This is a genomic window from Streptomyces sp. NPDC104371 (assembly GCF_055583785.1).
This window is the reverse complement of the sequence record NZ_JBVJNF010000004.1, coordinates 362768-386793: the sequence shown is the minus strand read 5'-3', so window position 1 is coordinate 386793 and position 24026 is coordinate 362768. Positions and strand designations below refer to the sequence as shown.

The window sequence follows — 24026 nt, the reverse complement described above, 5'->3', positions numbered from 1 at the left end:
AAGATCCAGCGCTAGTTTTGCACTGACCAGTCAGTACAACTTCCTGGGGAGGGCCGGTACATGACCGTCCAGGGGAGCGAGGGGGACATGGATCTGCCACGGACAGCGGCCGGAGCCGCGGTCCACGCCGTGGACTTCGGGGTGAAGGGGCCGCGCGGCTGGGCCTTCCGGAACGTCTCCTTCACGGCGGAACCGGGCTCGCTGATCGCCGTCGAGGGCCCCTCGGGCACCGGCCGCACCTGTCTGCTGCTCGCCCTCACCGGTCGGATGAAGCCGAGCGAGGGGCACGCGGAGGTCGACGGGAACCGGCTGCCCAAGCGTCTGTCGGCGGTACGCGGGATCAGCGCGCTCGCGCACGTTCCCGGCGTCACCGACCTCGACCCGGCGCTCACCGTGGGCGAGCACCTGCGGGAACGGGCCCTGCTGGCAAGCCGGTTCGGCGACTCCCTGCGCGCGTTGCTGCGGCCACGCGCGCGGAGGGCGGCCGAGGCGCGGGCACGGATCGACAGCGCGCTGGCCGCCGCGGGACTCGATCCGGAGACGCTGCCCAAGGGGCTCCGTACGGCCGTACGCGATCTGGAGCGGCTGGAGGCGCTGCGGCTGTCCGTGGCCCTGGCTCTGATCGGCCGTCCGCGTCTGCTGGCCGTCGACGACACCGACCTCAAGCTCTCCGCCGCCGAACGAGCGGACGTCTGGGGCCTGTTGAGGTCGCTCACCGAGGCCGGGACCACGGTCCTCGCGGTGTGCGGCGAGGCCCCCGAGGGCGCGGTCGTGGTGACCACGGCGCCCGGCACCGCCACGGCGGACAGCACCCCGGACGACGACGACAAGGAGACGGCGTATGCGCACGCCGAGGCTGGCCGCGCTTGAGTTCAGGCGGTTCAGCAGGGGGAGGCTGCCGCGTGCGGCCCTGGTCGCGCTCCTGCTGCTGCCGCTGCTGTACGGCGCCCTGTACCTGTGGTCGTTCTGGGACCCCTACGGGCGCCTCGACCGCATCCCCGTGGCGCTCGTCAACGACGACAAGGGGGCGACGGCCGGGGACCAGCACATCGCCGTCGGCGACGACATCGTCAAGGGGCTGCACAAGAGCGACACCTTCGAGTGGCACGACGTGAGCGCCGCCGAGGCCAGGAAGGGCGTCGAGGACGGCACGTACTACCTGTCGCTGACCATGCCGTCCGACTTCAGCGAGCGGATCGCGTCCAGCTCCGGGAACTCCCCCGAGACCGGCGCCCTACAGGTGCGGACCAACGACGCCAACAACTACATCGTCGGGCAGATCTCCCGCACGGTGTTCAGCGAGGTGCGCACGGCGGCCTCCACCAAGGCGTCGCGCTCGTTCCTGGACCGGATCTTCGTCTCGTTCTCGGATATCCACGGGGCGACCGTGAAGGCCGCCGACGGGGCCGACCGACTCGCCGGTGGCATCGGCAAGGCGGAGAAGGGCTCCAAGAACCTCGTCGACGGGCTCACGAACGCCAAGGAGAGCAGCGGGAAGCTGGCGACCGGTCTGCGGAAGCTCGACACGGGCGCGGGGGACCTCAAGGACGGTACGCGGCAGGTCGCGGACGGCACCCGGGCGCTGGCCGAGCGGGTCGGCGGCGCGGCCGACCAGGTGCGGCCCTTCCTGAAGGAGAACAGCAAGCAGATCGCCGACACCGCGACCCTGGTGGCCGATTCCGCGGGTGTGATCAGCGACCACCTCGACGCGTTCGTCACCACGGCGCCCCTCGCCGAGACCGGCACCACCGAGGCCTCCGAGACCCTGGCCGCGGTCTACGCGCGGCGCTGCGCCGAAGACGCCGCCGCCACGCCCGACCCGGCCTGCGGCGACCTCGAGAAGGCGAAGGACGCCGCGGCGGACGCGGCACGCCTGGCCACGGACGTCAACACGGTGGTGACGGACTACCACGACGACACGGCCTCCCTCCAGAAGGACCTGAAGACCCTTCAGAAGCAGGCGCGGGCGCTCGCCGAGGCGGCACCGCATCTGTCCGAGGACCTCGACGACGCGGTCACCAAGGTGGAAGCGCTCGACAAGGGCGCCGCGGCGGTCGCCAAGGGGGCGGACACGCTGAACACCGGCCTCGGCAAGGCGAGTACGGGAGCGACGGACCTCCACACGGGCATCGGCAAGCTGAAGACGGGCGCGGTCGACCTCGACGGCGGTATCTACAAGCTCGTCGACGGCTCCGGGAAGCTCGCCGACGGCCTGCACGACGGCGCGGGCGCGATCCCCGACTACGACAAGAAGGACCGCGACCAGCGCACCCAGGTGATGGCCGACCCGGTGCAACTGGCCTCCCGGGACCTGCACAAGGCGCCCAACTACGGCACCGGTTTCGCCCCGTACTTCATCCCGCTGTCCCTGTGGGTGGGCGCGATGGTGGCGTACATGCTGATCGCGCCGATGAACCGGCGCGCGCTCGCGGCGGGCGCCCCGGCCTGGCGGATCGCGCTGGCGGGCTGGCTGCCGGTGGCCGCCATAGGCGTGTCGCAGACCGCCGCCCTCATGGCGGTGCTGCACTGGGCGGTCGGCCTGCAGATGGCGCGGGCGGCCGGGACGGTCGGCTTCCTGTTCCTGGTGTCGGCGTGCTTCGCGGCCCTCGTGCAGTGGCTGAACGCGCGCTTCGGAGCGGCGGGCCGGATCCTCGTCCTCGCCCTGCTGATGCTCCAGTTGACGTCCGCGGGCGGCACCTACCCCGTGCAGACCAGTCCGGGCTTCTTCAACGCGCTCCACCCCTACCTGCCGATGAGTTACGTTGTCGAGGCTCTCAGGAGGCTGATCACCGGCGGCGGTCTGGGACCGGTGTGGCAGGCGTGCGCCGTGCTGACGGCGTTCACCGTGGGCGCCCTCGCGCTCACCGCCCTGTCGGCCCGTCGCAAGCAGGTGTGGACCCTCGACCGGCTGCACCCGGAGCTGAGCCTGTGACCCGGTGACAGCCGGTGGGCCCCTGCCCTCCCCCACGGCCCGCGACCAGCAAGGCCGTGCTCATTTCGCTAGGAGACCGATGGAACACCGCAGTGCCGCCGCGTCGGGCGGGTCGTCGAGCCGTCGCGCGGCGACCCGGCAGAAGCTCTACGAGGCGGCCGTCACCCTCATCGCGGAGCAGGGGTTCTCCGCGACCACCGTCGACGAGATCGCCGAGCGGGCCGGTGTCGCGAAGGGCACGGTCTACTACAACTTCGCGAGCAAGTCCGGCCTCTTCGAGGAGTTGCTGCGGCACGGCGTGGGGCTCCTCACCGCCTCCCTGCGGGAGGCCGCCGAGCGGACCGAGGTGTCCGGTGGCACCAAGGTGGACGCCCTGGACGCGATGATCCGCGCGGGGCTCGGCTTCATCGCCCGCTACCCGGCCTTCACGCAGTTGTACGTGGCCGAGTTGTGGCGCACCAACCGCGCCTGGCAGTCCACGCTCATGGTGGTCCGGCAGGAGGTCGTCGCGGTCATCGAGGGGGTGCTGCGCGAGGGCGTGGCGGGCGGCGAGTTCAGCGATGACATCGACGTCCCGCTGACGGCCGCCGCGCTGGTCGGCATGGTGCTGGTGGCGGCCCTGGACTGGCAGTCGTTCCAGCCGGAGCGCTCCCTCGACGACGTCCACGCGTCGTTGTCGCGGCTGCTCCAGGGGCGCGTGAGCGGCGGCAGGTAGTTCGGGGACGCCAAAGCGCCGGTGCGAGGCCTCCGCCTGTGCGGACGGCCTTGGACCGGCGCTCCGTCGTACCTCCGTCGGGCCCGTGGGGACCTGTCCCCCGTGTCCCCGTGTCCCGCTGCCGCGCGACCGGACCGACGAAGAGAGCGGCCAGGGACACGCGCCGTTCCGCCGCCCCGTGTCGGCGGTGCCGGAGCCGCGCCCCTCTTCCGTGTCCCCACTCTCTCCTCCGGACGGCCCGGCCCCCATCCGCGCACCTACTCATCTCACCGACTAGGTACGGATACTCAGTGTCCGGATTGTCGGTGGGGGCCGATAGAGTCCCTGGCATGGCACGGATTGCGGTGATCGGCGCCGGGATGGGCGCGATGGCAGCCGCCGCCCGGCTGGCCGTCGCGGGCCACCGGGTGGTGGTGTACGAGCGTACGGAGACGTACGGCGGCGCGGTGCGCCGCTTCACCCGCGACGGCTTCTCCTTCGACACGGGTCCTGGCCTGCTGCCGCTGCCCGCCGTCTACCGCGATCTGTTCGTCAAGACGGGCAGGGAACCGCTGGAGGACTGCGTCGAGTTGGTCCAGATGGACCCGTCGGCGCGGCATGTCTTCGCGGACGGCACGGCGGTCTCGCTGCCGAACGCGTCGCGCGCGGGCGTCGTTTCGGCTCTGGACGCGGCGCTCGGCGACGGCGCGGGCGAACGCTGGGGCGACTTCCTGGTGCGCGCCCGCGAGGCCTGGGACCGTACGCGCCGACCGCTCCTGGAAGAGCCGCTGTGGCCCAACTGGCAGGTGCTGGCCGAGCGTGACCCCTACCCGGCGGTGGCGCGGCGCAGGCTGCTGCGCACACGGCGCGCCGAGACGCTCGCCGAGGTCGGCGCCTGGGAGCTGCGAGACCCCCGGCTCGTGGCCCTCCTGGAGAGCCACGCCGTGGCGTACGGTCTGGACCCGCGCGCCACAGCGGCGAGCGCGGCGGTCCTTCCGTACATGGAGTACGCCTTCGGCACCTGGTATGTGCGCGGCGGCATACGGGAGTTGGCGCGCGCCGTGTACGAGCGGTGCGTGGCCCGGAAGGTGGAGTTCGTGTTCGGCGCGGAGGTCGCCGGGATCGTCGAGAAGGACGGCCGGGCGGCCGGGGTGGAGCTGGCGGGGGGCGCCTCCTCGGCCTCCGGCTCCACGGTCGCGGAGGCCGACCATGTGGTGGCGGGCGTGGACCCGGCGTGCCTGCGCCGCCTGACGGAGCGCGCGCTTCAGGGCGAGGACGATGTCCGGCCGGATCCGGGGACCCGGCGCGCGGGGCGCTTCACGGTGCTGCTGGCGCTGCGCGGCGCCCGCGAGGCGGACACCGCGCACCGCACGCTCGTGCACACCCCCGACCGCACGGCCGAACTGGACTTCCTGTCCGGCCGTACGACGCAATGGGCGACGCCCACGGTGACCGTGCTGCGCCCGGACGACCCGGCGCTGCGCCCGGACGACGCGCACGAGTCGGTGGTGCTGACGGCCACGGTGCCGACGGACCTGGACTGGAGCGCCGGTGAGACGGCCGAGCGCTTCGCCGACCTGATGGTGCGTGCGGCCGACGCCGCCGTCCCCGGGATACGGGACCGGCTCCTGTGGCGTGAGGTGCGCACTCCGCGCGCGAACGCCGAGGAGACGGGCGCCGACGGCGGGGCGGTGCCGCATCCCGTCCTCGCGGGCGGCGCCGGACGCGGTCTGCTCCCGGCCAACTCGACCCGGCTGCCCGGCCTGTATCTGGTCGGCGGCTGGTCCCACCCCGGAGGCGGCCTCCCCCACGCCGGTATGTCGGGCGCGCTGGTGGCCGGACTCATCGTGGAGGGACCGGACTTCCGGGGCTCGCAGTGAGGGACGCGCCCGCTCAGTAGCGGTACTGCCCGTCGTAGCCGTTGCCGTGCTGCGCCGTGCCGTTGCCCTGGTGGGGGTACGGCTGCTCCGCGGGGGGTTCGCCGTTGAACGTGCCGTCGGCGGCGCGCTGTTGGGGAACCCAGACGCCACCGGGCGGGGTCTCCGCGTAGCCGCCGCCCGCGAACGCGTCCTGGCCGTACGCCTGTTGTCCGTAACCCTGCTGCCCGTCGCCGCCCTGCGCGGGGTCGTAGGCCTGACCGCCGTAGGGCTGCGCGCCCGCGTACGGGTCGTAGTAGTCGGCGTACTGCTGCGCGTTCTCGCCGTAGCCGTACTGCTGTTGCTGCTCGTACGAGTAGCCGTCGTACGGGGCGGCGGACGGTGCGGGCGGGGTGGTCGGTGCGGGTCCGGCGGAGTGCGCCGCGTTGGTGTAGACGCCGTAGGAACCGGTCTCGTCGGGCAGGGGCTGCGGGTCGAAGACGGTGGTCTCCTCGGCCTCGGTCTCGGCCTTGACCTGGGGAGGCTGCGGACCGGGGAAGGGGTCCTCGTGGACCTCCGGTGCCGGGGCCGGGTCCTTGCGGGCCGCCCCGCCCCGGCGGCGCTTGCTGCCGCCGCCACTGCCGCCGCCGGCCTTCGGACGGTTGCGGACCGCCCAGCCCTCGGCGAAACCGCGCCGGAACGACAGGGTCACATAGGTCTGCCCGATCGCGAACGCGATCGCGCCCACCCCGATGACCAGCACGGACGGGATCAGGACACCGAGCACGACCCCCAGGAAGCCGACGAACGCGAGCAACCGCCAGCGCAGGCGCGCCTTGTACTGCAGCAGCACCTCCCCGAGCAGCCACAGCGCGACGATGCCGAACGCAATGTAGAGGGCCGTCCAGCCCATGTACGCCCCTCTCAAGTGGGCCGCTACGCCGCCGTGTCGTACGCCGGTGCGGCGGCCTAGGCCCCCCGCGGACGGTGCAGGCCCAGGTTCTCGTAGATTTCCAGCGTCGCCGTGGAGTTGTTCAGCGTGATGAAGTGCAGTCCGGGCACTCCCTCGGCCAGCAGCCTCGCGCAGAACTCCGTCGCGAACTCGATGCCCATGGAGCGTACCGCCGTCGCGTCGTCCTTGACCGCGAGGATCCGTTCTTTCAGGTCGTCCGGGATGGCGGCGTTGCTGAGCTGGGGCAGTCGCTCCAGCATCCGCACGCTGGTGACGGGCATGACCTCGGGGATGACCGGGGTGTCGCAGCCCGCCGCGGCGACCCGGTCGCGCAGGCGCAGATAGGACTCCGGCTGGAAGAACATCTGGGTGATCGCGTAGTCGGCGCCGGCCCGGCACTTGTCGACGAAGTGCGTGACGTCGCCGTCCCAGTCGCGGGAGCGCGGATGCATCTCGGGGAAGGCGGCGACGCCGACGCAGAAGTCGCCCGACTCCTTGATGAGCCGGACCAGTTCGGCCGCGTAGGTCAGGCCTTGGGGATGCGCCACCCACTCGCCCATCGGGTCGCCGGGCGGGTCGCCGCGGACGGCCAGCATGTTGCGGATCCCGGCGTCGGCGTACTGGCCGATGATGTTGCGCAGTTCGGCGACGGAGTGGTTGACCGCGGTGAGGTGGGCGACCGGGGTGAGCGTCGTGTCGGCGACGATCTGCTCGGTCTCCTTGACCGTGCCCGCGCGGGTGGAGCCGCCCGCGCCGTACGTCACGGAGACGAAGTCGGGGGCGACCGCCTCGACTCTTCGCAGCGCGCTCCACAGGTTCCGCTCACCCTTGGGGGTCTTCGGCGCCGAGAACTCGAAGGAGTACGTCGTCCTGCGGGACGCGAGGATGTCGCGCACCGTGCGTGCGCGATCAGTCCTGGTGGATGCGGTTCCGAGGGCCATAGTCGCAGGTTAGCCAGGGGGTGACGGTCACCCAACCGGACGGGGGCTATTCGTCCGAATTTGCCTGGTTGTTGTCCATCTATCGGACACAGGCGCGCAGAAGGCTCACGGTACGTGTCCGGCCGAACGCGCTCAGGGACGTCCTTCAGGCCGTGCGCACGCGCTTGGCGAACTCCGCGGCGGCCGTGCCCGGGTCGTCCGCCTCGGTGATCGCGCGGACGACGACCACCCGGCGGGCGCCCGCGTCGAGCACCTCGTCCAGCCGGGCGAGGTCGATGCCGCCGATGGCGAACCAGGGGCGGTCGGTGCCGAGGGCCGCCGTGTGACGGACCAGATCGAGGCCCGGCGCCGGGCGGCCGGGCTTGGTGGGGGTGGGCCAGCAGGGGCCCGTACAGAAGTAGTCCACGCCCTCCTGGACGGCGGCGGCCTCGGCCTCCGCCGCGGAGTGCGTGGAGCGGCCGATCAGCACGTCGTCGCCGAGCAGGGCGCGGGCCGCGGGGACCGGGAGGTCACCCTGGCCCAGATGCAGGACGTCGGAGGCGGCGGCATGGGCGACGTCCGCGCGGTCGTTGACCGCCAGCAGCTTGCCGTGGCGGGCGCAGGCGTCGGCGAAGACCTGGAGATGTTCCAGCTCCTCGGCGGCCTCCATGCCCTTGTCGCGCAGTTGCACGATGTCGACGCCGCCCGCGAGGACGGCGTCGAGGAACTCGGCGAGGTCGCCCTGGCGCCTGCGGGCGTCCGTGCACAGATAGAGGCGCGCGTCGGCGAGGCGGCTGCGACGGCTGTCGGGCACAAGGTCCCCCGTGGTCGGTGGCGTACGGGCCGCGGCGGGCACGGTCGGCCGGGGCCGGGGCCCCGGACCGCGCCCCGTACGCCGGACGGTCGTTCTCGGATGTCTCGGGTCGGATCAGACGGCGAGCGCCTGGGCGCGCCGCTTCACCTCCGTGCCGCGATTCTCACTGAGGGCCTGGGCGGGGGTGCCAGGCAGGGTCGGGTCGGGAGTGAAGAGCCACTCCAGCATCTCTTCGACCGTGAAGCCGTCGTCCCGAAGGAGCGTCAGGGTGCCGGACAGGCCCCTGACGACCTTGTCCCCGTCGATGAAGGCGGCGGGGATGTGCAGCGCCCGGTTCTCACCACGGCGTACGGCGATGAGCTGGCCCTCCTTGACCAACTGCCGCACACGCGTCACCTCGACGCCGAGCGCTTCGGCGATGTCGGGGACGGTGAGCCAGGCGGGGACGAGAGCATCGATCTTTGCGTCAATCTCGGTCACGGGATCAAGGGTGCCATCCCGGACCGACAGTCGGAAGCCGGGCACCTCCAGGCGGGGTGCGGGGTACCTCCGGTCGTGGGCGTGTTCCGGGTCCGCATGGCGCCGCGACGGCCCGCGTGGGTCACGCCGTCGCCTCCTTCAGCGGGCGGGAGGGGTCCGCGAGCAGCGCCGGGTCCATGGTGGCGCCCGCTTCGATCAGACGGCGGCCCTGGGCCAGGTCCCGGGGGCGGCTCACCGCCAGCAGCGCCGCGAGACGGCCCTCGCGCAGCCAGCACACCGTCCAGGCAGCTCCCGCCGGGTCCCCGCGCCACACCAGCGTGTCGGCGGCGGTGTGGTGGCCCGCGTACTGCACGAAGCGGCCGAACTGCTCCGACCAGAAGTACGGCACCGGGTCGTAGACCGCCGGTACCTCGCCCATGACGTTCGCGGCCACCGTGCGCGGGCCCTGGAGCGCGTTGTCCCAGTGGTGGACCAGCAGGCGTTCCGCGTAGCGCCCCGACGGGAAGGACGCGCAGTCCCCGACCGCGTACACGTCCGGCGCCGATGTGCGCAGACACGCGTCCGCCAGCACCTCGCCCCGGTCGCCGAGCGCGATCCCCGAACCGGCGAGCCACGCCGTGGCCGGCCGGGCCCCGACCCCCACGACCACCGCGCCCGCGGGCACCCGGGAGCCGTCGTCGAGCACCACGGCCCCCGCCTCGACGCGCTCCACGCGCGCGTCCACGCGCAGCTCGGCCCCGCTCTCCGCGTACCAGGCCACCATCGGCGCGGCCACCTCGGCGGGCAGCGCCCCCGCGAGCGGCCGGTCCGCGGCCTCCACCACGGTCACCGCGCACCCCGCCTCGCGCGCGGCGGTGGCGAACTCGGCGCCGATCCAGCCCGCGCCCACCACCACGATGTCGTGCTGCTCGGCGAGGACCGGCCGCAGCCGCTCCGCGTCGTCCAGCGTCCGCAGCAGATGCACGGCGGGAACGCCTTCCGCGCTCGGCAGCCGGATCGGCTCCGCGCCCGTGGCGAGGACCAGGACGTCGTACGGGACGGGGCCCTCGGCGGTGTCCAGTTCATGGTCGCCGGGGCGCACGCCGAGCGCCTCACAGCCCAGGCGGAGTTCGATGTCCAGGGACTCGAAGTCGACGTCGAAGGCGGAGCCCTCGGCCTTGCCGAGCAGCACGGCCTTGGACAGCGGCGGCCTGTCGTACGGCTGGTGCGGCTCCGCGCCGATCAGCGTCACCGTGCCCGAGAACCCCTGTTCCCGCAGGGCGACCGCGGTCTGCACCCCGGCCATGCCCGCGCCCACGACGACGACGCGCCGTGCCGATCCGCCCCGTGCCTGCGTCTGCTCGCTCACCTGATCACCTTAGACATCTGACGGCCCGTCAGTGCGGGGGCGTGCGGGGTGACCTGCTCCACCTCGCTCGTCCCCCGGTCCGCGGGGGCAATAGGGTGGCCACCGTACAAGCACACGCGGGAGCCCGGACGTACCGGGCTGAGAGGGAGGCTGGACGGCCTCCGACCGTAGGAACCTGATCCGGGTCATGCCGGCGAAGGGAGGGGCTGGACGCCCATGTCGTCTCCACGTACCTCAGACGTCCTCGTCATCGGGGGCGGGATCATCGGCCTGGTCACGGCCTGGCGCGCCGCGCAGCGCGGGCTGGCCACGGCCGTCGTGGACCCCGAGCCGGGGGGCGGGGCGGCGCGGGTGGCCGCCGGGATGCTCGCCGCGGTCAGCGAGCTGCACTACGGCGAGGAGAGCCTGCTCGGCCTCAATCTGGCCTCGGCGCGCCGCTATCCGGACTTCGCCGCCGAACTGACCGAGGCCACCGGCCACGACCTCGGCTACCGCAGATGCGGCACGCTCATCGCCGCGCTCGACGCCGACGACCGCGCCCAACTGCGCGAACTGCACGCCCTGCACGAGCGCTCGGGCCTCGCGTCGCAGTGGCTGAACGGGCGCGAGTGCCGACGCCTGGAACCGATGCTCGCGCCGGGCGTGCGCGGCGGGCTGCGGGTCGACGGCGACCACCAGATCGACCCGCGGCGCCTGGCCGACACCCTGGTGGCGGCCTGCGAACGCACCGGAGTGGTCTTCCACCGGGTGCGGGCCGAACGGCTCTCGGTCGCACGGGAGCGGGCCACCGGGGTCAGGACCGCCGAGGGCACCGACCTCGCCGCGGGCCAGGTCGTCCTCGCGGCAGGCAGTCTCAGCGGGCGGCTCGCGGGCGTCCCGGACGGCGTCCTGCCGCCCGTACGCCCGGTGAAGGGGCAGGTGCTGCGGCTGACCGTGCCCGGCCGGTGGGCGCCGTTCCTGAGCCGCACCGTGCGCGCCGTGGTCCGCGGCAGCCAGGTCTATCTGGTGCCACGGGAGAACGGCGAGTTGGTGATCGGCGCGACCAGCGAGGAGCTGGGCTGGGACACGACGGTCACCGCGGGCGGGGTGTACGCCCTGCTGCGGGACGCGCACGAACTGGTCCCGGGGATCACCGAACTGCCGCTCACCGAGACCTGTGCGGGGCTGCGGCCCGGCTCCCCGGACAACGCGCCGCTGCTCGGCCCGACGGACCTCGCGGGGCTGCTGCTGGCCACCGGGCACCACCGCAACGGCGTCCTGCTCACCCCGGTCACCGGCGACGCCCTGGCGCACGCCCTGACCACCGGCGAACTCCCCGCCGAGGCGCGCCCGTTCACCCCCCGGCGCTTCACCGCCGCCGCCCGTACGGAGCAGCCCGCGTGAACATCCCCGTCACCCGCGTGACCATCTCCGTCAACGGGCGGCCCCGGCAGGTCGCCCCGGGCACCGCGCTCGACGCCGTGGTGCGGGACCTCACCGCGGCCCCCTCCGGGGTGGCCGCCGCCCTCAACGAAACCGTCGTCCCGCGCGCGCAGTGGCCGTCGACGCCCCTGGCCGACGGGGATCGCGTCGAGATCCTGACCGCCGTACAAGGAGGCTGAACCCATGGCCGACGATCCCCTCGTGCTCGGCACCACGACCCTCGCCTCCCGGCTGATCATGGGCACCGGCGGGGCGCCGAGCCTCGATGTGCTGGAGCGGGCGCTGGTGGCCTCCGGTACGGAGCTGACGACGGTCGCGATGCGGCGCGTCGACGCCTCGGCGCACGGCTCGGTCCTCTCGGTGCTCGACCGCCTCGGCATCGGGGTGCTGCCCAACACGGCGGGCTGCTTCACCGCGGGCGAGGCGGTGCTCACCGCCCGGCTCGCGCGCGAGGCGCTCGGCACGGGCCTCGTCAAGCTGGAGGTCGTCGCCGACGAGCGGACCCTGCTGCCCGACCCCGTCGAACTGCTGGACGCGGCCGAGACGCTGGTCGACGACGGCTTCACCGTGCTGCCGTACACCAACGACGACCCGGTGCTCGCCCGCAGGCTGGAGGACGTCGGCTGTGCCGCGATCATGCCGCTCGGCTCGCCGATCGGCTCCGGGCTCGGCATCCGCAACCCGCACAACTTCGAGCTGATCGTGGAGCACGCGCGCGTGCCGGTGATTCTGGACGCCGGCGCGGGGACGGCGTCGGACGCGGCGTTCGCCATGGAGCTGGGGTGCGCGGGTGTGATGCTCGCCTCGGCGGTGACCCGGGCGCAGGAGCCGGTGTCGATGGCGCGGGCCATGCGGTACGCGGTGGCGGCCGGCCGACTGGCCCGGCGGGCGGGCCGTATCCCGCGCCGGCGCTTCGCCGAGGCGTCCTCCCCCACGCGCGGCATGGCCCGCCTCGACCCCGAGCGGCCGGCGTTCTGAGCCCCGTCGACGGGCGCGGGACTGCGAGGTGCGTCACAGGTCGGCTTCAGACCAGGCCTGAGGCCGTCGAAGCGGACGGGGGTGACGGTGCGCCCTCGTAAACTCACCTGCGTGGATACGACCCTTAAGGACCCCCTCGTCGGGCAGGTGCTCGACGGCCGCTACCGCGTCGACGCGCGGATCGCGGTCGGCGGCATGGCCACGGTCTACCGGGCCGTGGACACCCGCCTCGACCGTGTCCTCGCGCTGAAGGTGATGCACCCGACGCTGGCCGCCGACGGCTCGTTCGTGGAGCGCTTCATCCGCGAGGCCAAGTCGGTCGCGCGGCTCGCGCACCCGAACGTGGTGCAGGTCTTCGACCAGGGCACGGACGGGTCGTACGTCTACCTCGCCATGGAGTACATCGCCGGGTGCACCCTGCGCGACGTCCTCCGCGAGCGCGGGGCGCTCCAGCCGCGCGCGGCCCTCGGCATCCTGGAGCCCGTGCTCGCCGCGCTGGGCGCCGCGCACCGCGCCGGGTTCGTACACCGCGACATGAAGCCGGAGAACGTCCTGATAGGGGACGACGGCCGGGTCAAGGTGGCGGACTTCGGCCTGGTCCGGGCCGTGGACACGGTCACCGACAACACCACAGGCGCCGTCCTCGGCACGGTGTCCTACCTCGCCCCCGAGCAGATCGAGCACGGCATCGCCGACCCCCGGGTCGATGTGTACGCGTGCGGGGTCGTGCTCTACGAGATGCTCACGGGCGCCAAGCCGCACCACGGCGACTCCCCCGCCCAGGTGCTCTACCAGCATCTGCACGAGGACGTGCCGCTGCCGTCCGCCGCCGTGCCGGGGCTGGCCCCCGAACTCGACGACCTGGTCGTCGCGGCGACCGCGCGCAACGCCGAACTGCGCCCGCACGACGCGGTGGCGCTGCTCGCCCAGGTGCTCCAGACGCGCGGCACGCTCACCGACGAGCAGTTGGACGCCGTCCCGCCGCAGGCCCGCACCGCGGAGCACGACAACGCCGAGGACCGGACGAGCGTGATCCCCCGGCTGCTGCCCATCGGCGAGGACGACAAGGCGGCACTGAACCGGACGAGTCGGCTGGAGACCCCGCCCGCTCGGCCGTCGCGCCGCTTCGGGCTCCCCCGGCGGGGGCTGCTCGGGCTCGTCGTGGCCGCGCTGGTGGTGCTCGGCGCGGGCGCCGGCCTCTGGTACATCAACTCCGGGCAGTTCACCAAGGTCCCGCCGCTGCTCGCCAAGACCGAGGCGCAGGCGCGGGAGCGGCTGGAGAAGGCCGGGCTCGACGTCAAGGACGTCAGGCACGCGTACAGCGACACGGTCACACGCGGCACGGTGATCAGCAGCGAACCGGCGACGGGCGAGCGGATCCGTACCAACGACTCGGTGACGCTGACCCTCTCCGACGGTCCCGAGACCGTGAAGGTGCCCGATCTGAAGGGCTACACGCTGGACAAGGCGCGGGCCGAGCTCAAGGAGGCCGGTCTGGCGGCCGGCATGGTCACGCGCGCGTTCAGCGAGGACGTGCCCAAGGACTCCGTGGTCGGTACGCAGCCCGCGGCAGGCACCCGGCGGCACGGCGGTTCGGCGATCACCCTCACCGTCAGCAGGGGCGCCCCGGTGGAGCTGGACGACGTGACGGGCGGCTCGGTCGAGGACGCCACGCAGACGCTGCGCGAGGCGGGCCTGAAGGTGAAGATCGCCGCGACGCGGGTCACGTCGTCGGACGTCGACGCGGGCGACGTCGCCGGGCAGTCGCCGGAGGCGGGCGCGGAGCTGGGCGAGGGCGACACGGTGACGCTGACGCTCTCCAAGGGCCCGGAGATGGTCGAGGTCCCGGACGTGGTCGGCGACAACGTGGACGACGCGAAGCAGGAGCTGGAGAAGGCCGGGTTCAAGGTCGAGGAGGACCGGGGCCTGCTGGGTCTGTTCGGCGACACGGTCAAGGGCCAGTCGGTGGACGGCGGCGACAAGGCGCCCAAGGGGTCCACGATCACGCTGAAGATCCGCTGAGGGCCACCGCCCCGGCGGCGGACCGGCCGGTGGGGCGCGCGGGACCGCATGACACCCTTGACGGGTGAGCACTCAGCAGTCCCGCGCCGCCTCCGGCGTCCTTCGCAACCCCATCGGCGGTCACATCCCCGTGGCCGGCGGCCTGAACTCCGTCGGGCTGACCTACGCCCGTGAGCTGGGGGCCGAGACCGTGCAGGTCTTCGTCGCCAATCCGCGCGGCTGGGCGACGCCCGTGGGCAATCCGCGGCAGGACGAGGCGTTCCGGGCCGCGTGTGCCGCCGAGTCGATCCCGGCGTACGTACACGCGCCCTATCTGATCAACTTCGGTTCGCACACCGAGGCGACCGTCGAGAAGTCCGTGGAGTCCTTGCGGCACTCGCTGCGCCGGGGCCGTGAGATCGGGGCGCTCGGTGTCGTCGTCCACACCGGGAGCGCCACCGGCGGCCGGGACCGGGCCGTGACGCTGAAGCAGGTACGCGCGCGTCTGCTGCCCCTCCTCGACGAGCTGACGCACGACGACGACCCGTGTCTGCTGCTGGAGTCGACCGCCGGCCAGGGCGCCTCGCTGTGCTCACGGACCTGGGACTTCGGACCGTACTTCGATGCCCTCGACGCCCACCCCAAGCTGGGCGTCTGCCTCGACACCTGCCACATCTTCGCCGCCGGGCACGATCTGACCGGCCCGGACGGGATGCGTCAGACGCTGGATCTGCTGGTGGACACCGTCGGGGAGGGGCGGCTCAAGCTGATCCACGCCAACGACTCCAAGGATGTGGTCGGCGCCCACAAGGACCGCCACGAGAACATCGGGTCCGGCCATATCGGCGAGGAGCCGTTCCGCGCGCTGATGAGGCATCCGGCCACCGCGGGCGTGCCGCTGATCATCGAGACGCCCGGCGGCAAGGAGGGGCACGCGGCGGACGTGGAGCGGCTGAAGCGGCTGCGGGACGGCTAGAGGTGCTGTGGGGCGGCTAGAGATTCACAGCTCGGGGCCGTCCCCGAGTTCCTCCTGGTAGGAGTAGCGCTGTTCCTTCCACGGGTCGCCGATGTTGTGGTACCCGCGCTCCTCCCAGAAGCCGCGCCGGTCGGCGGTCATGTACTCGATGCCACGCACCCACTTGGGGCCCTTCCAGGCGTACAGGTGCGGCACGATCAGCCGTAGCGGGAAGCCGTGTTCGGCGGTGAGCAGTTCGCCGTCCTTGTGGGTGGCGAAGATCGCCCGGTCCGAGGCGAAGTCGGCGAGGCGCAGATTCGAGCTGTAGCCGTACTCGGCCCAGACCATGACATGGGTGGCGGTGGGCGCGGGCGGGGCCAGCTCCAGGACCGTACGGGCCGGGATGCCGCCCCATTCGGCCCCGAGCATGCTGTACTTCGTCACGCAGTGCAGATCGGCGACGACGGTCGCGTACGGCAGGGCCGTGAACTCCTCGTGGGTCCAGCAGTGCTTCTCGCCGTCCGCGGTGGCGCCGAAGACCCTGAACTCCCAGCGTTCGGGGCGGAACTTGGGTACGGGTCCGTAGTGCGTGACCGGCCAGCCTCGCTGGAGTCGCTGTCCCGGCGGAAGCTCCTCCCGGCCCGCTTCTCCAGATGCTCGCTCCACCGGATGACCCATGGCTCCATCCTGACAGACCTCACAGGGTGCCCCGGACCGGCCCGTACAGAATGATGACAATTCGCACTGAGTGTGAACTTACTGGACGTTCTGGATTTGCCGGTGCGATCATGCGGGGCGGCGCAATCCGCCAGTCCCCCGCCTGGAAGGAGCCCGCGCGATGCAGGGCGACCCCGAGGTCATCGAATTCCTCAATGAGCAGCTCACCGGCGAGCTGACCGCGATCAACCAGTACTTCCTGCACGCGAAGATGCAGGAGAACTTCGGCTGGTACAAGCTCGCCGAGTACACGCGGCGCGAGTCGTTCGACGAGATGAAGCACGCGGAGGTGCTCACCGACCGCATCCTCTTCCTGGAGGGGCTGCCGAACTACCAGCGGCTGTTCCATGTACGGGTGGGGCAGACGGTCAAGGAGATGTTCGAGGCCGACCGGCAGGTCGAGATCGAGGCGATCGACCGGCTCCGGCGCGGTATCGAGATCATGCGGCAGAAGGGCGACATCACGTCCGCGAACATCTTCGAGTCGATCCTCGAGGACGAGGAGCACCACATCGACTACCTGGACACACAGCTCGAGCTGGTCGAGAAGCTCGGGGAGGCGCTCTACCTCGCGCAGGTCATCAAGCAGCCGGACAGCTAGGGCCTCTCGTTTGGATCATGCCGGGCTCGCGGGGCTCAGGCCGCGTCCGCGTCCGCGTTCTTCAGGCCGTCCAGTCGGGCGAGCACCGGCCTGCCCTGGTCCGCCGCCTCGCGGCGCGGGCAGGTCCCCCGGCCCAGCAGCGCCTGGATGCGCCGTACGCACGACCCGCAGTCCGTGCCCGCCTTGCACTCCGAGGCGATCTTCCGGGGCGTGCACGCCCCGTTCTCCGCGTGCTGCTTGACCTGCTCCTCGGTGACACCGAAGCAACTGCACACGTACACGCGGATCCACCTCCCGACGGGATAGCTGGGCGCCGTCCCGATCGTTCGGTGAGGCAAACCTAACCTTACCCGCCGTGCCGGAGTTGCAGAAGTGAAGTGGGGCGCGGATCCTGTGATCCGCGCCCCACTCCTGACTGCCGCTGCGGCTACTGGTTGCGGTACATCTCGGCGACCAGGAACGCCAGGTCCAGGGACTGGCTGCGGTTCAGCCGCGGGTCGCAGGCCGTCTCGTAGCGCTGGTGCAGATCGTCGACGAAGATCTCGTCGCCGCCGCCCACGCACTCGGTGACGTCGTCGCCCGTCAGCTCCACATGGATGCCGCCGGGGTGCGTGCCCAGCGCCTTGTGGACCTCGAAGAAGCCCTTGACCTCGTCCAGCACGTCGTCGAAGCGGCGGGTCTTGTGCCCGGAGGCCGCCTCGAAGGTGTTGCCGTGCATCGGGTCGGTGACCCAGGCGACGACCGCGCCCGACGCCGTGACCTTCTCCACCAGGTCGGGGAGCCGGTCGCGGATCTTGTCCGCGCCCATCCGGACGATGAAGGTCAGCCGCCCCGGCTCGCGCTCCGGGTCGAGCCGGTCGATGTACTGCAACGCCTCCTCGGGCGTCGTCGTCGGGCCGAGCTTGATCCCGATGGGGTTGCGGATCTTCGAGGCGAACTCGATGTGCGCGCCGTCGAGCTGACGCGTGCGCTCACCGATCCACACCATGTGCCCGGAGACGTCGTAGAGGTTCCCGGTGCGTGAGTCCACGCGGGTGAGCGCCGACTCGTAGTCGAGCAGCAGGGCCTCGTGCGAGGAGAAGAACTCGACGGTCTTGAACTCCTCGGGGTCCGTGCCGCAGGCCCGCATGAAGTTCAGCGCGTTGTCGATCTCCCGCGCGAGCCGCTCGTAGCGCTGCCCGGAGGGCGAGGAGCGGACGAAGTCCTGGTTCCAGGCGTGCACCTGGCGCAGGTCGGCATAGCCGCCGGTGGTGAAGGCGCGCACCAGGTTCAGCGTCGAGGCTGAGGCGTTGTACATCCGCTTCAGGCGCTCGGGGTCCGGGACGCGGGCCTTCTCGGTGAAGTCGAAGCCGTTGACGGAGTCGCCCCGGTAGGTGGGCAGGGTCACGCCGTCGCGGGTCTCGGTCGGCTTGGAGCGCGGCTTGGAGTACTGGCCGGCGATCCGGCCGACCTTCACGACCGGCACCGAGGCCGCGTACGTGAGCACGGCGCCCATCTGGAGCAGCGTCTTGAGCTTGTTGCGGATGTGGTCGGCGGACACGCCGTCGAAGGCCTCCGCGCAGTCGCCGCCCTGAAGCAGGAACGCCTCGCCCCGGGCGACGGCTCCCATCCGGGCGCGCAGCTCATCGCACTCGCCCGCGAAGACGAGCGGCGGATACGACTCGAGGTCCGCGATAGCTGCGCGCAGAGCCTCGGTGTCGGGGTACTCGGGCTGCTGCGCCGCGGGCAGGTCTCGCCAGGTGTTGCCAGCGTTGGCGCTGGTCTTAGCGTTCACGGTCACCTCGTCAACATTACGGGGTCACGTGGGGCTCCCCCGTCACCGCTCATCCAGTGAGACACCTTCCGCCCTCCGGTCCGGGCCGCGGGGCCGCCGGTCCGCCCCGCGGTTCTCCCGGCCGCGGGGCCCCGGTGGTGTAGGGTCCGGGGCATGTTCGCGCACTCGACCCTCACCCAGAACTGGTGGTGGACCGCTCCTTCGGCGGCCCACTGACTGCACGTACCCACGACATCGCGAAGGCCGCCCGAGGGGCGGCCTTCGGCGTTTCGCGACCCGGCCGTTCCTCTCCCGCAGACACTCCTCCCGTCCGCACAGAAGGAACCCGCCCCCATGAACCTGCTCGACTTGCTGGACGATCCCCGCCCGTTCGCCGTACTGCGCCGCCGCACGCCCGGCCGTGCCGAAGACTCCGTCGAGGTGCTGCTCGGCCCGGTCCACCCGTACGAGTGTCTCGCCGACCTGCCCGAGGAGTGCCTCGCCCTCGTCCCGTTCCGGCAGTTGCGCGAGCGCGGCTTCGACGTCCGTGACGACGGCACGCCGCTGCTGGCGCTGACGCCCGAGGAGTCCTTCGAGATCCCCCTGGAGCGGGCGCTCGATCAGCTTCCGCAACACGGCGTCCGGGTCGAGGCGGGCGGTTTCGACGTCGCCGACGAGGAGTACGCGCGGATCGTCGGGCGGGTGCTCGAGGAGGAGATCGGCCGGGGCGAGGGCGCGAACTTCGTGATCCGGCGGACCTACGAGGGGCACGTCCCGGACTTCGGCCGCGCCGACGCGCTCGCGCTGCTGCGGCGGCTGCTGGTCGGTGAGCGGGGCGCGTACTGGACCTTCGTCGTGCATACGGGAGAGCGGACGCTGGTCGGGGCCAGCCCCGAGGTGCATGTGCGGATGTCGGGCGGGACGGTCGTGATGAACCCGATCAGCGGTACGTACCGCTATCCCGCGGGCGGGCCGACGCCCGAGGATCTGCTCGCGTTCCTCGCCGACGGCAAGGAGATCGAGGAGCTGTCGATGGTCGTCGACGAGGAACTCAAGATGATGTGCACGGTCGGCGACATGGGCGGGGTCGTCGTCGGCCCCCGGCTGAAGGAGATGGCCCACCTCGCGCACACCGAGTACGAGCTGCGCGGCAGGTCCACCCTCGATGTGCGGGAGGTGCTCAAGGAGACCATGTTCGCGGCGACGGTGACCGGCTCGCCGGTGCAGAACGCCTGCCGGGTGATCGAGCGGCACGAGGTCGGGGGCCGCGGCTACTACGCGGGCGCGCTCGCGCTGCTCGGCCGGGACGCCGGGGGCGCGCAGACCCTGGACTCCCCCATCCTCATCCGCACCGCGGACATCGACGCGCGGGGGCGGCTGCGGGTGCCGGTCGGGGCCACGCTCGTACGGGGCTCGGATCCGGCGGGCGAGGTCGCGGAGACGCATGCCAAGGCGGCGGGCGTCCTGGCGGCGCTGGGCGTGCGTCCGGCGCGGCCCCGGACGGAGGGGGCCCGGCCCCGGCTGGCGGACGACCCGCGGGTGCGGGCGGCGCTGGACGGGCGGCGGGCCCGGCTCGCGCCGTTCTGGCTGCGGATGCAGGAGCGGGGCGCGGACCTCACCGGGCACGCGTTCGTCGTGGACGCCGAGGACACGTTCACCGCGATGCTCGCGCACGTCCTCACGTCGTCGGGGCTCGACGTGACCGTACGGCGCTACGACGAGCCGGGGCTGCGGGAGGCGGTGCTCGCGCACGAGGGCCCGGTGGTCCTCGGCCCCGGACCGGGCGACCCGTCGGACACGAATGACCCGAAGATGCGGTTCCTGCGCCACCTGACGGCGGACGTCCTCCGCGGCCACCGGCACGGGGTGCTGGGCGTCTGCCTGGGCCATGAGCTGATCGCGGCCGAGCTGGGCCTGGAGATCGTCCGCAAGCGGGTGCCGTACCAGGGCGCGCAGAGCGAGATCGACCTGTTCGGGCGGAGCGAGACCGTCGGCTTCTACAACAGCTTCGTGGCCCGCTGCGACGACGAGGCGGCGACCGAACTGGCCGCCCACGGGATCGAGATCAGCCGGGACGCCGACGGAGAGGTACACGCACTGCGCGGCCCCGGCTTCGCGGGCGTCCAGTTCCACCCGGAGTCGGTGCTGTCGGTGAACGGCGCGACGACCGTACGGAACCTGCTGACCCGACAGCCCGCGGCCCCGGAGCGACACCGGGCCGGATAGCGACCGCGCGACGGGGCACCGGGCGGGCCGCCACGCGACACGAACCCGCCCAGAACCCGCTACCAGCCGAACAGGACAACCGAGCCGTCGGTAGGCGGGCGCGGCGACCGTACCGAACCTGACGGCCCGGCAGGTCGCGGCCCTGTGCCCGGCCCGGTGACCGGTGTCAGCCGAAGAAGACGCCGACCTCCGCGTACAGCCGGGGGTCGACCGTCTTCAGTCTGGCTGTGGCCTCCGAGAGCGGGACACGGACGATGTCCGTGCCGCGCAGGGCGACCATCGTGCCGAAGTCGCCGTCGTGGACCGCCTCGATGGCGTGCAGGCCGAAGCGGGTGGCGAGCCAGCGGTCGAAGGCGCTCGGTGTGCCGCCGCGCTGGATGTGTCCGAGCACGGTCGTACGGGCCTCCTTGCCCGTGCGCCGCTCGATCTGCTTCGCCAGCCATTCGCCGACGCCCGACAGGCGGACATGCCCGAAGGAATCCAGGGACTCGTCCTTCAGGACCAGGTCGCCGTCCTTCGGCATCGCCCCCTCGGCGACGACCACGATCGGCGCGTACGACGCCTTGAACCGGGACGTCACCCAGGCGCACACCTGGTCGACGTCGAAGCGCTGCTCGGGGATGAGGATGACGTTCGCCCCGCCGGCCAGCCCCGAGTGCAGCGCGATCCAGCCCGCGTGGCGCCCCATCACCTCGACCACCAGCACCCGCATGTGTGACTCCGCGGTGGTGTGCAGCCGGTCGATCGCCTCGGTGGCGATGTTGACGGCGGTGTCGAAGCCGAAGGTGTAGTCCGTGGCGGACAGGTCGTTGTCGATGGTCTTCGGCACCCCGACGACCCGCACCCCGTACTCGTCGGCCAGCCGTGCCGCGACCCCGAGCGTGTCCTCGCCGCCGATCGCGACGAGCGCGTCGATCTCCTCCTTGGCGAGGCTCTCCTTGATCCGGCGGATGCCGTTCTCCTGCTGCAGCGGATTGGTGCGCGAGGAGCCGAGGATGGTGCCGCCGCGCGGCAGGATGCCGCGCACGGCCGCGATGTCGAGCCGGACGGTGTCGCCTTCGAGGGGTCCGCGCCAGCCGTCCCGGAAGCCGACGAATGCGTACCCGTAGTCCTGCGCGCCCTTGCGGACGACGCCCCGGATGACGGCGTTGAGCCCGGGGCAGTCGCCGCCTCCGGTCAGTACTCCGACCCGCATGGAAATGTCCCTTCGCCGGGATTGCCTGATGCGGGTCACGCTAATGGCGACACACACTGCCACGGCAGGACACAGAGGGTCAATTCCCGTGAATCATCGGGTAGTTGACCGTTACGGACGAGTCGGACTTCACTCGAAGGGGGGCACGGGGCGCGAGGGGTCGCGCTTGACCCCCGGCAAGCGCCCGCCCGGCCTCACTCCTCGTCCAGTCCCCGTTCGATCGCGTACCGCACGAGCTCCACCCGGTTGTGCAACTGGAGCTTGCCCAGGGTGTTCTGGACGTGGTTCTGCACGGTGCGGTGCGAGATGACCAGGCGCTCGGCGATCTGCTTGTAGCTCAGCCCCTTGGCGACCAGCCGCAGCACCTCGCGCTCACGCTCGGTCAGCCGCGGCGCCGTGGGCTTGCCGGTGTCCGCGGCGGGGGCCGGTTCGGCGGCGAGACGGCGGTACTCACCGAGGACCAGCCCCGCGAGGCCGGGGGTGAACACCGGGTCACCGGCCGCCGTACGGCGCACCGCGTCGAGGAGTTCCTCCGTGGAGGCAGACTTCAGCAGATAGCCGGTCGCGCCGGACTTCACCGCCTCCAGCACGTCCGTGTGCTCACCGCTCGCGGACAGCACCAGGACCCGCAACTCGGGGTCGCCGCTCACGAGTTCCTTGCAGACCTGGACGCCCGGTTTCGCCGGCAGGTTCAGATCCAGGACGAGCACATCGGGCCCGGCGGCCCTGGCGCGGCGCACCGCCTGCTCGCCGTCGCCCGCCGTGGCGACCACGTCGAAGCCGGACTCGGTCAGGTCGCGGGCGACGGCGTCGCGCCACATGGGGTGGTCGTCCACCACCATGACCCTGATCGGGGCCCGCGCGGTGCCGCCGGACCCGTTCTCCTCGTACCCGCCGCCGGGACCCGCGTACGGCCTCGCTCCGGTCATCGCTGTCTACGCCCTCCCGCGTGCGGCCCTCGGGTCCGTCACGTCCTTCGGTACCGTCAGTTCCACTTCCGTGCCCTGGCCCGGGACCGAGGAGAACTCGGCCGAGCCGCCGATGTCGCGCAGCCTGCCGCGGATCGACTGGGCCACCCCCAGCCGCCCCTCGCTCTCGGCCTCCACGAGCCGCCCCTCGGGGATGCCGGGCCCGTCGTCCCGTACGGTCACGACGATCCCGTCCGGCTCGTCCTCGACCAGGATCCAGGCGCGGGCCTCCTCCCCCACATGGCGGCGTACGTTGTCCAGCGCGGCCCCGACCGCGGCGGTCAGCTCCCGCGCGGCGGCCGACGCGAGCGGCACCGGGGAGCCGGGCCCGGACAGCGTGACCCGGTCACCGGCGTACGGGGCGAGCAGCAGGCGCAGATCCACCGGGCCGTCGTCACCGGGCTCCGGCTCCTCGACCGCGCGGACGACCGCGCCGAGCGTCGCGTCCTCCGAGACCCGGGAGGGAGGCACCAGACCGCCCGACACCAGCGTGCGCAGCGCGACCTCCTGCTCCCCGGCCAGCCTCCCCAGCTCCGCGGCCTCGCCGCCGAGCGCGGACGCGCGCCGCTTCACCATGGCCAGGACCTGGAGCACACCGTCATGGATGTCCCGGGCCAGCCGCTCCCGCTCGCGGGTGGCGGCCTCGATCTCCAGGGCGCGGGCGAGGGTGCGCTCGGAGGCGCGGGCGACCTCGACGACGTAGCCGATCGCGATGGAGGCGACCCAGACGAGGACCACGTTGTGCACGGTGTCGCGGGCCGGGGTGCCGCGCTCGACCAGGTTCGCCACGGCGACCGCGGTGGACGCGAAGGCCGCCCAGCGCCAGCCGCCCCTGATGGCGTACGCGAGGACGGAACCGGCGGTCCAGACCGAGGGCAGGGTGGGGCCGCCCGACAGGACGCGCTCATGGCTGTCGGCGAGCGGGGTGAGGAGGATGCCGAGGAGCGCGATGGCGAGGTCGGCGCCCAGGAACGGCCTGGTGCAGCTCGCGGCGCCCGCCACCTTGGGGAGCGTGGCGAGGGTCCACACGCCCAGCACCCCGTAGTACGCGATGGCCAGCCAGGGCCGGGTGAACTGCCCGTAGGCGGCCGAGAAGAGGCCGATCGCGTAGAGCATCGTCAGGACGCGGTACGCGGTGAGCGCACGCCACAGCGGCTGCTCGACCGACATCCTGATGACCCGCTCGCGCTTGGCCATGTCCCCCTACCCCCCGC

23 protein-coding genes and 1 riboswitch are annotated in these 24026 nt (G+C 72.4%); of the genes, 12 read left to right on the top strand and 11 right to left on the bottom strand.

All coding sequences use genetic code 11. The features are described 5' to 3' along the window. Positions 1–87 precede the first annotated feature (87 nt). From ACZ60T_RS15860 to ACZ60T_RS15845, 4 genes are all read left to right on the top strand, one after another. Positions 88–870: an ATP-binding cassette domain-containing protein gene (locus tag ACZ60T_RS15860; protein ID WP_469666585.1), complete on the top strand. Its 783-nt coding sequence runs from the start codon at positions 88–90 to the stop codon at positions 868–870. Further along, on the top strand, positions 842–2932 hold the full coding sequence (locus ACZ60T_RS15855) for a YhgE/Pip family protein (RefSeq protein WP_469666393.1): 2091 nt from the start codon (positions 842–844) through the stop codon (positions 2930–2932). The genes ACZ60T_RS15860 and ACZ60T_RS15855 overlap by 29 nt, the downstream gene beginning before the upstream one ends. A 79-nt stretch (positions 2933–3011) precedes the next feature. After that, positions 3012–3647 (top strand): TetR/AcrR family transcriptional regulator, encoded by a 636-nt coding sequence (locus tag ACZ60T_RS15850; RefSeq protein WP_252421995.1) that lies wholly within the window; start codon positions 3012–3014, stop codon positions 3645–3647. A 329-nt stretch (positions 3648–3976) separates the two neighbouring features. Further along, complete coding sequence (locus tag ACZ60T_RS15845; RefSeq protein WP_469666392.1) at positions 3977–5506, top strand: phytoene desaturase family protein; 1530 nt, start codon at positions 3977–3979, stop codon at positions 5504–5506. A gap of 13 nt (positions 5507–5519) precedes the next feature. On the opposite strand, the gene ACZ60T_RS15840 is transcribed toward ACZ60T_RS15845, so the two are convergent. The 5 genes from ACZ60T_RS15840 to ACZ60T_RS15820 form a co-directional block, all read right to left on the bottom strand. Continuing rightward, positions 5520–6395, bottom strand: coding sequence for a hypothetical protein (locus ACZ60T_RS15840; protein ID WP_469666391.1), 876 nt, complete (start codon positions 6393–6395; stop codon positions 5520–5522). A 56-nt stretch (positions 6396–6451) separates the two neighbouring features. Next, the gene (gene metF, locus ACZ60T_RS15835; RefSeq protein WP_365620247.1) at positions 6452–7375 is read right to left on the bottom strand and encodes a methylenetetrahydrofolate reductase [NAD(P)H]; all 924 of its coding nucleotides are present in this window, start codon (positions 7373–7375) and stop codon (positions 6452–6454) included. 145 nt (positions 7376–7520) lie between these two features. Continuing rightward, on the bottom strand, positions 7521–8168 hold the full coding sequence (thiE, locus tag ACZ60T_RS15830; RefSeq protein WP_469666390.1) for a thiamine phosphate synthase: 648 nt from the start codon (positions 8166–8168) through the stop codon (positions 7521–7523). A 114-nt stretch (positions 8169–8282) separates the two neighbouring features. Beyond that, the gene (locus ACZ60T_RS15825) at positions 8283–8648 is read right to left on the bottom strand and encodes an Rv2175c family DNA-binding protein (RefSeq protein ID WP_252422001.1); all 366 of its coding nucleotides are present in this window, start codon (positions 8646–8648) and stop codon (positions 8283–8285) included. A gap of 121 nt (positions 8649–8769) precedes the next feature. Beyond that, positions 8770–9996: an NAD(P)/FAD-dependent oxidoreductase gene (locus ACZ60T_RS15820; RefSeq protein ID WP_365620240.1), complete on the bottom strand. Its 1227-nt coding sequence runs from the start codon at positions 9994–9996 to the stop codon at positions 8770–8772. 106 nt (positions 9997–10102) lie between these two features. Further along, positions 10103–10215, top strand: a riboswitch (TPP riboswitch). On the opposite strand from ACZ60T_RS15820, the gene thiO reads away from it, so the two are divergent. From thiO to ACZ60T_RS15795, 5 genes are all read left to right on the top strand, one after another. After that, positions 10213–11379: a glycine oxidase ThiO gene (thiO, locus tag ACZ60T_RS15815; RefSeq protein ID WP_469666389.1), complete on the top strand. Its 1167-nt coding sequence runs from the start codon at positions 10213–10215 to the stop codon at positions 11377–11379. It overlaps the preceding riboswitch by 3 nt. A gap of 17 nt (positions 11380–11396) precedes the next feature. Then, on the top strand, positions 11397–11597 hold the full coding sequence (thiS, locus tag ACZ60T_RS15810; protein ID WP_252422222.1) for a sulfur carrier protein ThiS: 201 nt from the start codon (positions 11397–11399) through the stop codon (positions 11595–11597). 4 nt (positions 11598–11601) lie between these two features. Beyond that, a complete protein-coding gene (locus ACZ60T_RS15805; RefSeq protein WP_469666388.1) occupies positions 11602–12396 on the top strand; it encodes a thiazole synthase in 795 nt (264 codons plus the stop codon). 111 nt (positions 12397–12507) lie between these two features. Next, positions 12508–14418 (top strand): Stk1 family PASTA domain-containing Ser/Thr kinase, encoded by a 1911-nt coding sequence (gene pknB, locus ACZ60T_RS15800; RefSeq protein WP_469666386.1) that lies wholly within the window; start codon positions 12508–12510, stop codon positions 14416–14418. A gap of 64 nt (positions 14419–14482) precedes the next feature. After that, positions 14483–15373: a deoxyribonuclease IV gene (locus ACZ60T_RS15795; protein ID WP_469666385.1), complete on the top strand. Its 891-nt coding sequence runs from the start codon at positions 14483–14485 to the stop codon at positions 15371–15373. Between the two features lie 24 nt (positions 15374–15397). Here ACZ60T_RS15795 and ACZ60T_RS15790 read toward each other — a convergent pair whose 3' ends face one another. Then, a complete protein-coding gene (locus ACZ60T_RS15790; RefSeq protein WP_469666384.1) occupies positions 15398–16030 on the bottom strand; it encodes a sulfite oxidase-like oxidoreductase in 633 nt (210 codons plus the stop codon). Between the two features lie 160 nt (positions 16031–16190). Between ACZ60T_RS15790 and bfr the strand changes: the two genes are divergently transcribed. Further along, positions 16191–16670, top strand: coding sequence for a bacterioferritin (bfr, locus tag ACZ60T_RS15785; protein ID WP_252422007.1), 480 nt, complete (start codon positions 16191–16193; stop codon positions 16668–16670). 35 nt (positions 16671–16705) lie between these two features. Here bfr and ACZ60T_RS15780 read toward each other — a convergent pair whose 3' ends face one another. Beyond that, on the bottom strand, positions 16706–16951 hold the full coding sequence (locus ACZ60T_RS15780; protein ID WP_365620221.1) for a (2Fe-2S)-binding protein: 246 nt from the start codon (positions 16949–16951) through the stop codon (positions 16706–16708). A 146-nt stretch (positions 16952–17097) separates the two neighbouring features. Beyond that, positions 17098–18450 (bottom strand): class II 3-deoxy-7-phosphoheptulonate synthase, encoded by a 1353-nt coding sequence (locus ACZ60T_RS15775; RefSeq protein ID WP_365620218.1) that lies wholly within the window; start codon positions 18448–18450, stop codon positions 17098–17100. A 147-nt stretch (positions 18451–18597) separates the two neighbouring features. Here ACZ60T_RS15775 and ACZ60T_RS15770 point away from each other — a divergent pair, with 147 nt between their 5' ends. Beyond that, positions 18598–18660, top strand: coding sequence for a trp operon leader peptide (locus ACZ60T_RS15770; RefSeq protein WP_365621077.1), 63 nt, complete (start codon positions 18598–18600; stop codon positions 18658–18660). Between the two features lie 117 nt (positions 18661–18777). Next, positions 18778–20649 (top strand): anthranilate synthase family protein, encoded by a 1872-nt coding sequence (locus tag ACZ60T_RS15765; RefSeq protein ID WP_469666383.1) that lies wholly within the window; start codon positions 18778–18780, stop codon positions 20647–20649. Positions 20650–20815: 166 nt separating this feature from the next. Here the strand turns inward: ACZ60T_RS15765 and ACZ60T_RS15760 are convergent, their stop codons facing one another. The 3 genes from ACZ60T_RS15760 to macS form a co-directional block, all read right to left on the bottom strand. Next, positions 20816–21844: a 6-phosphofructokinase gene (locus tag ACZ60T_RS15760; RefSeq protein WP_469666381.1), complete on the bottom strand. Its 1029-nt coding sequence runs from the start codon at positions 21842–21844 to the stop codon at positions 20816–20818. 194 nt (positions 21845–22038) lie between these two features. Then, positions 22039–22686 carry a response regulator transcription factor gene (locus ACZ60T_RS15755; protein WP_365621074.1) on the bottom strand — a complete coding sequence of 216 codons (648 nt, stop codon included), beginning with the start codon at positions 22684–22686 and terminating at the stop codon, positions 22039–22041. A gap of 93 nt (positions 22687–22779) precedes the next feature. After that, positions 22780–24009 (bottom strand): MacS family sensor histidine kinase, encoded by a 1230-nt coding sequence (gene macS / locus ACZ60T_RS15750; protein ID WP_365620209.1) that lies wholly within the window; start codon positions 24007–24009, stop codon positions 22780–22782. Between the last annotated feature and the right edge of the window lie 17 nt (positions 24010–24026).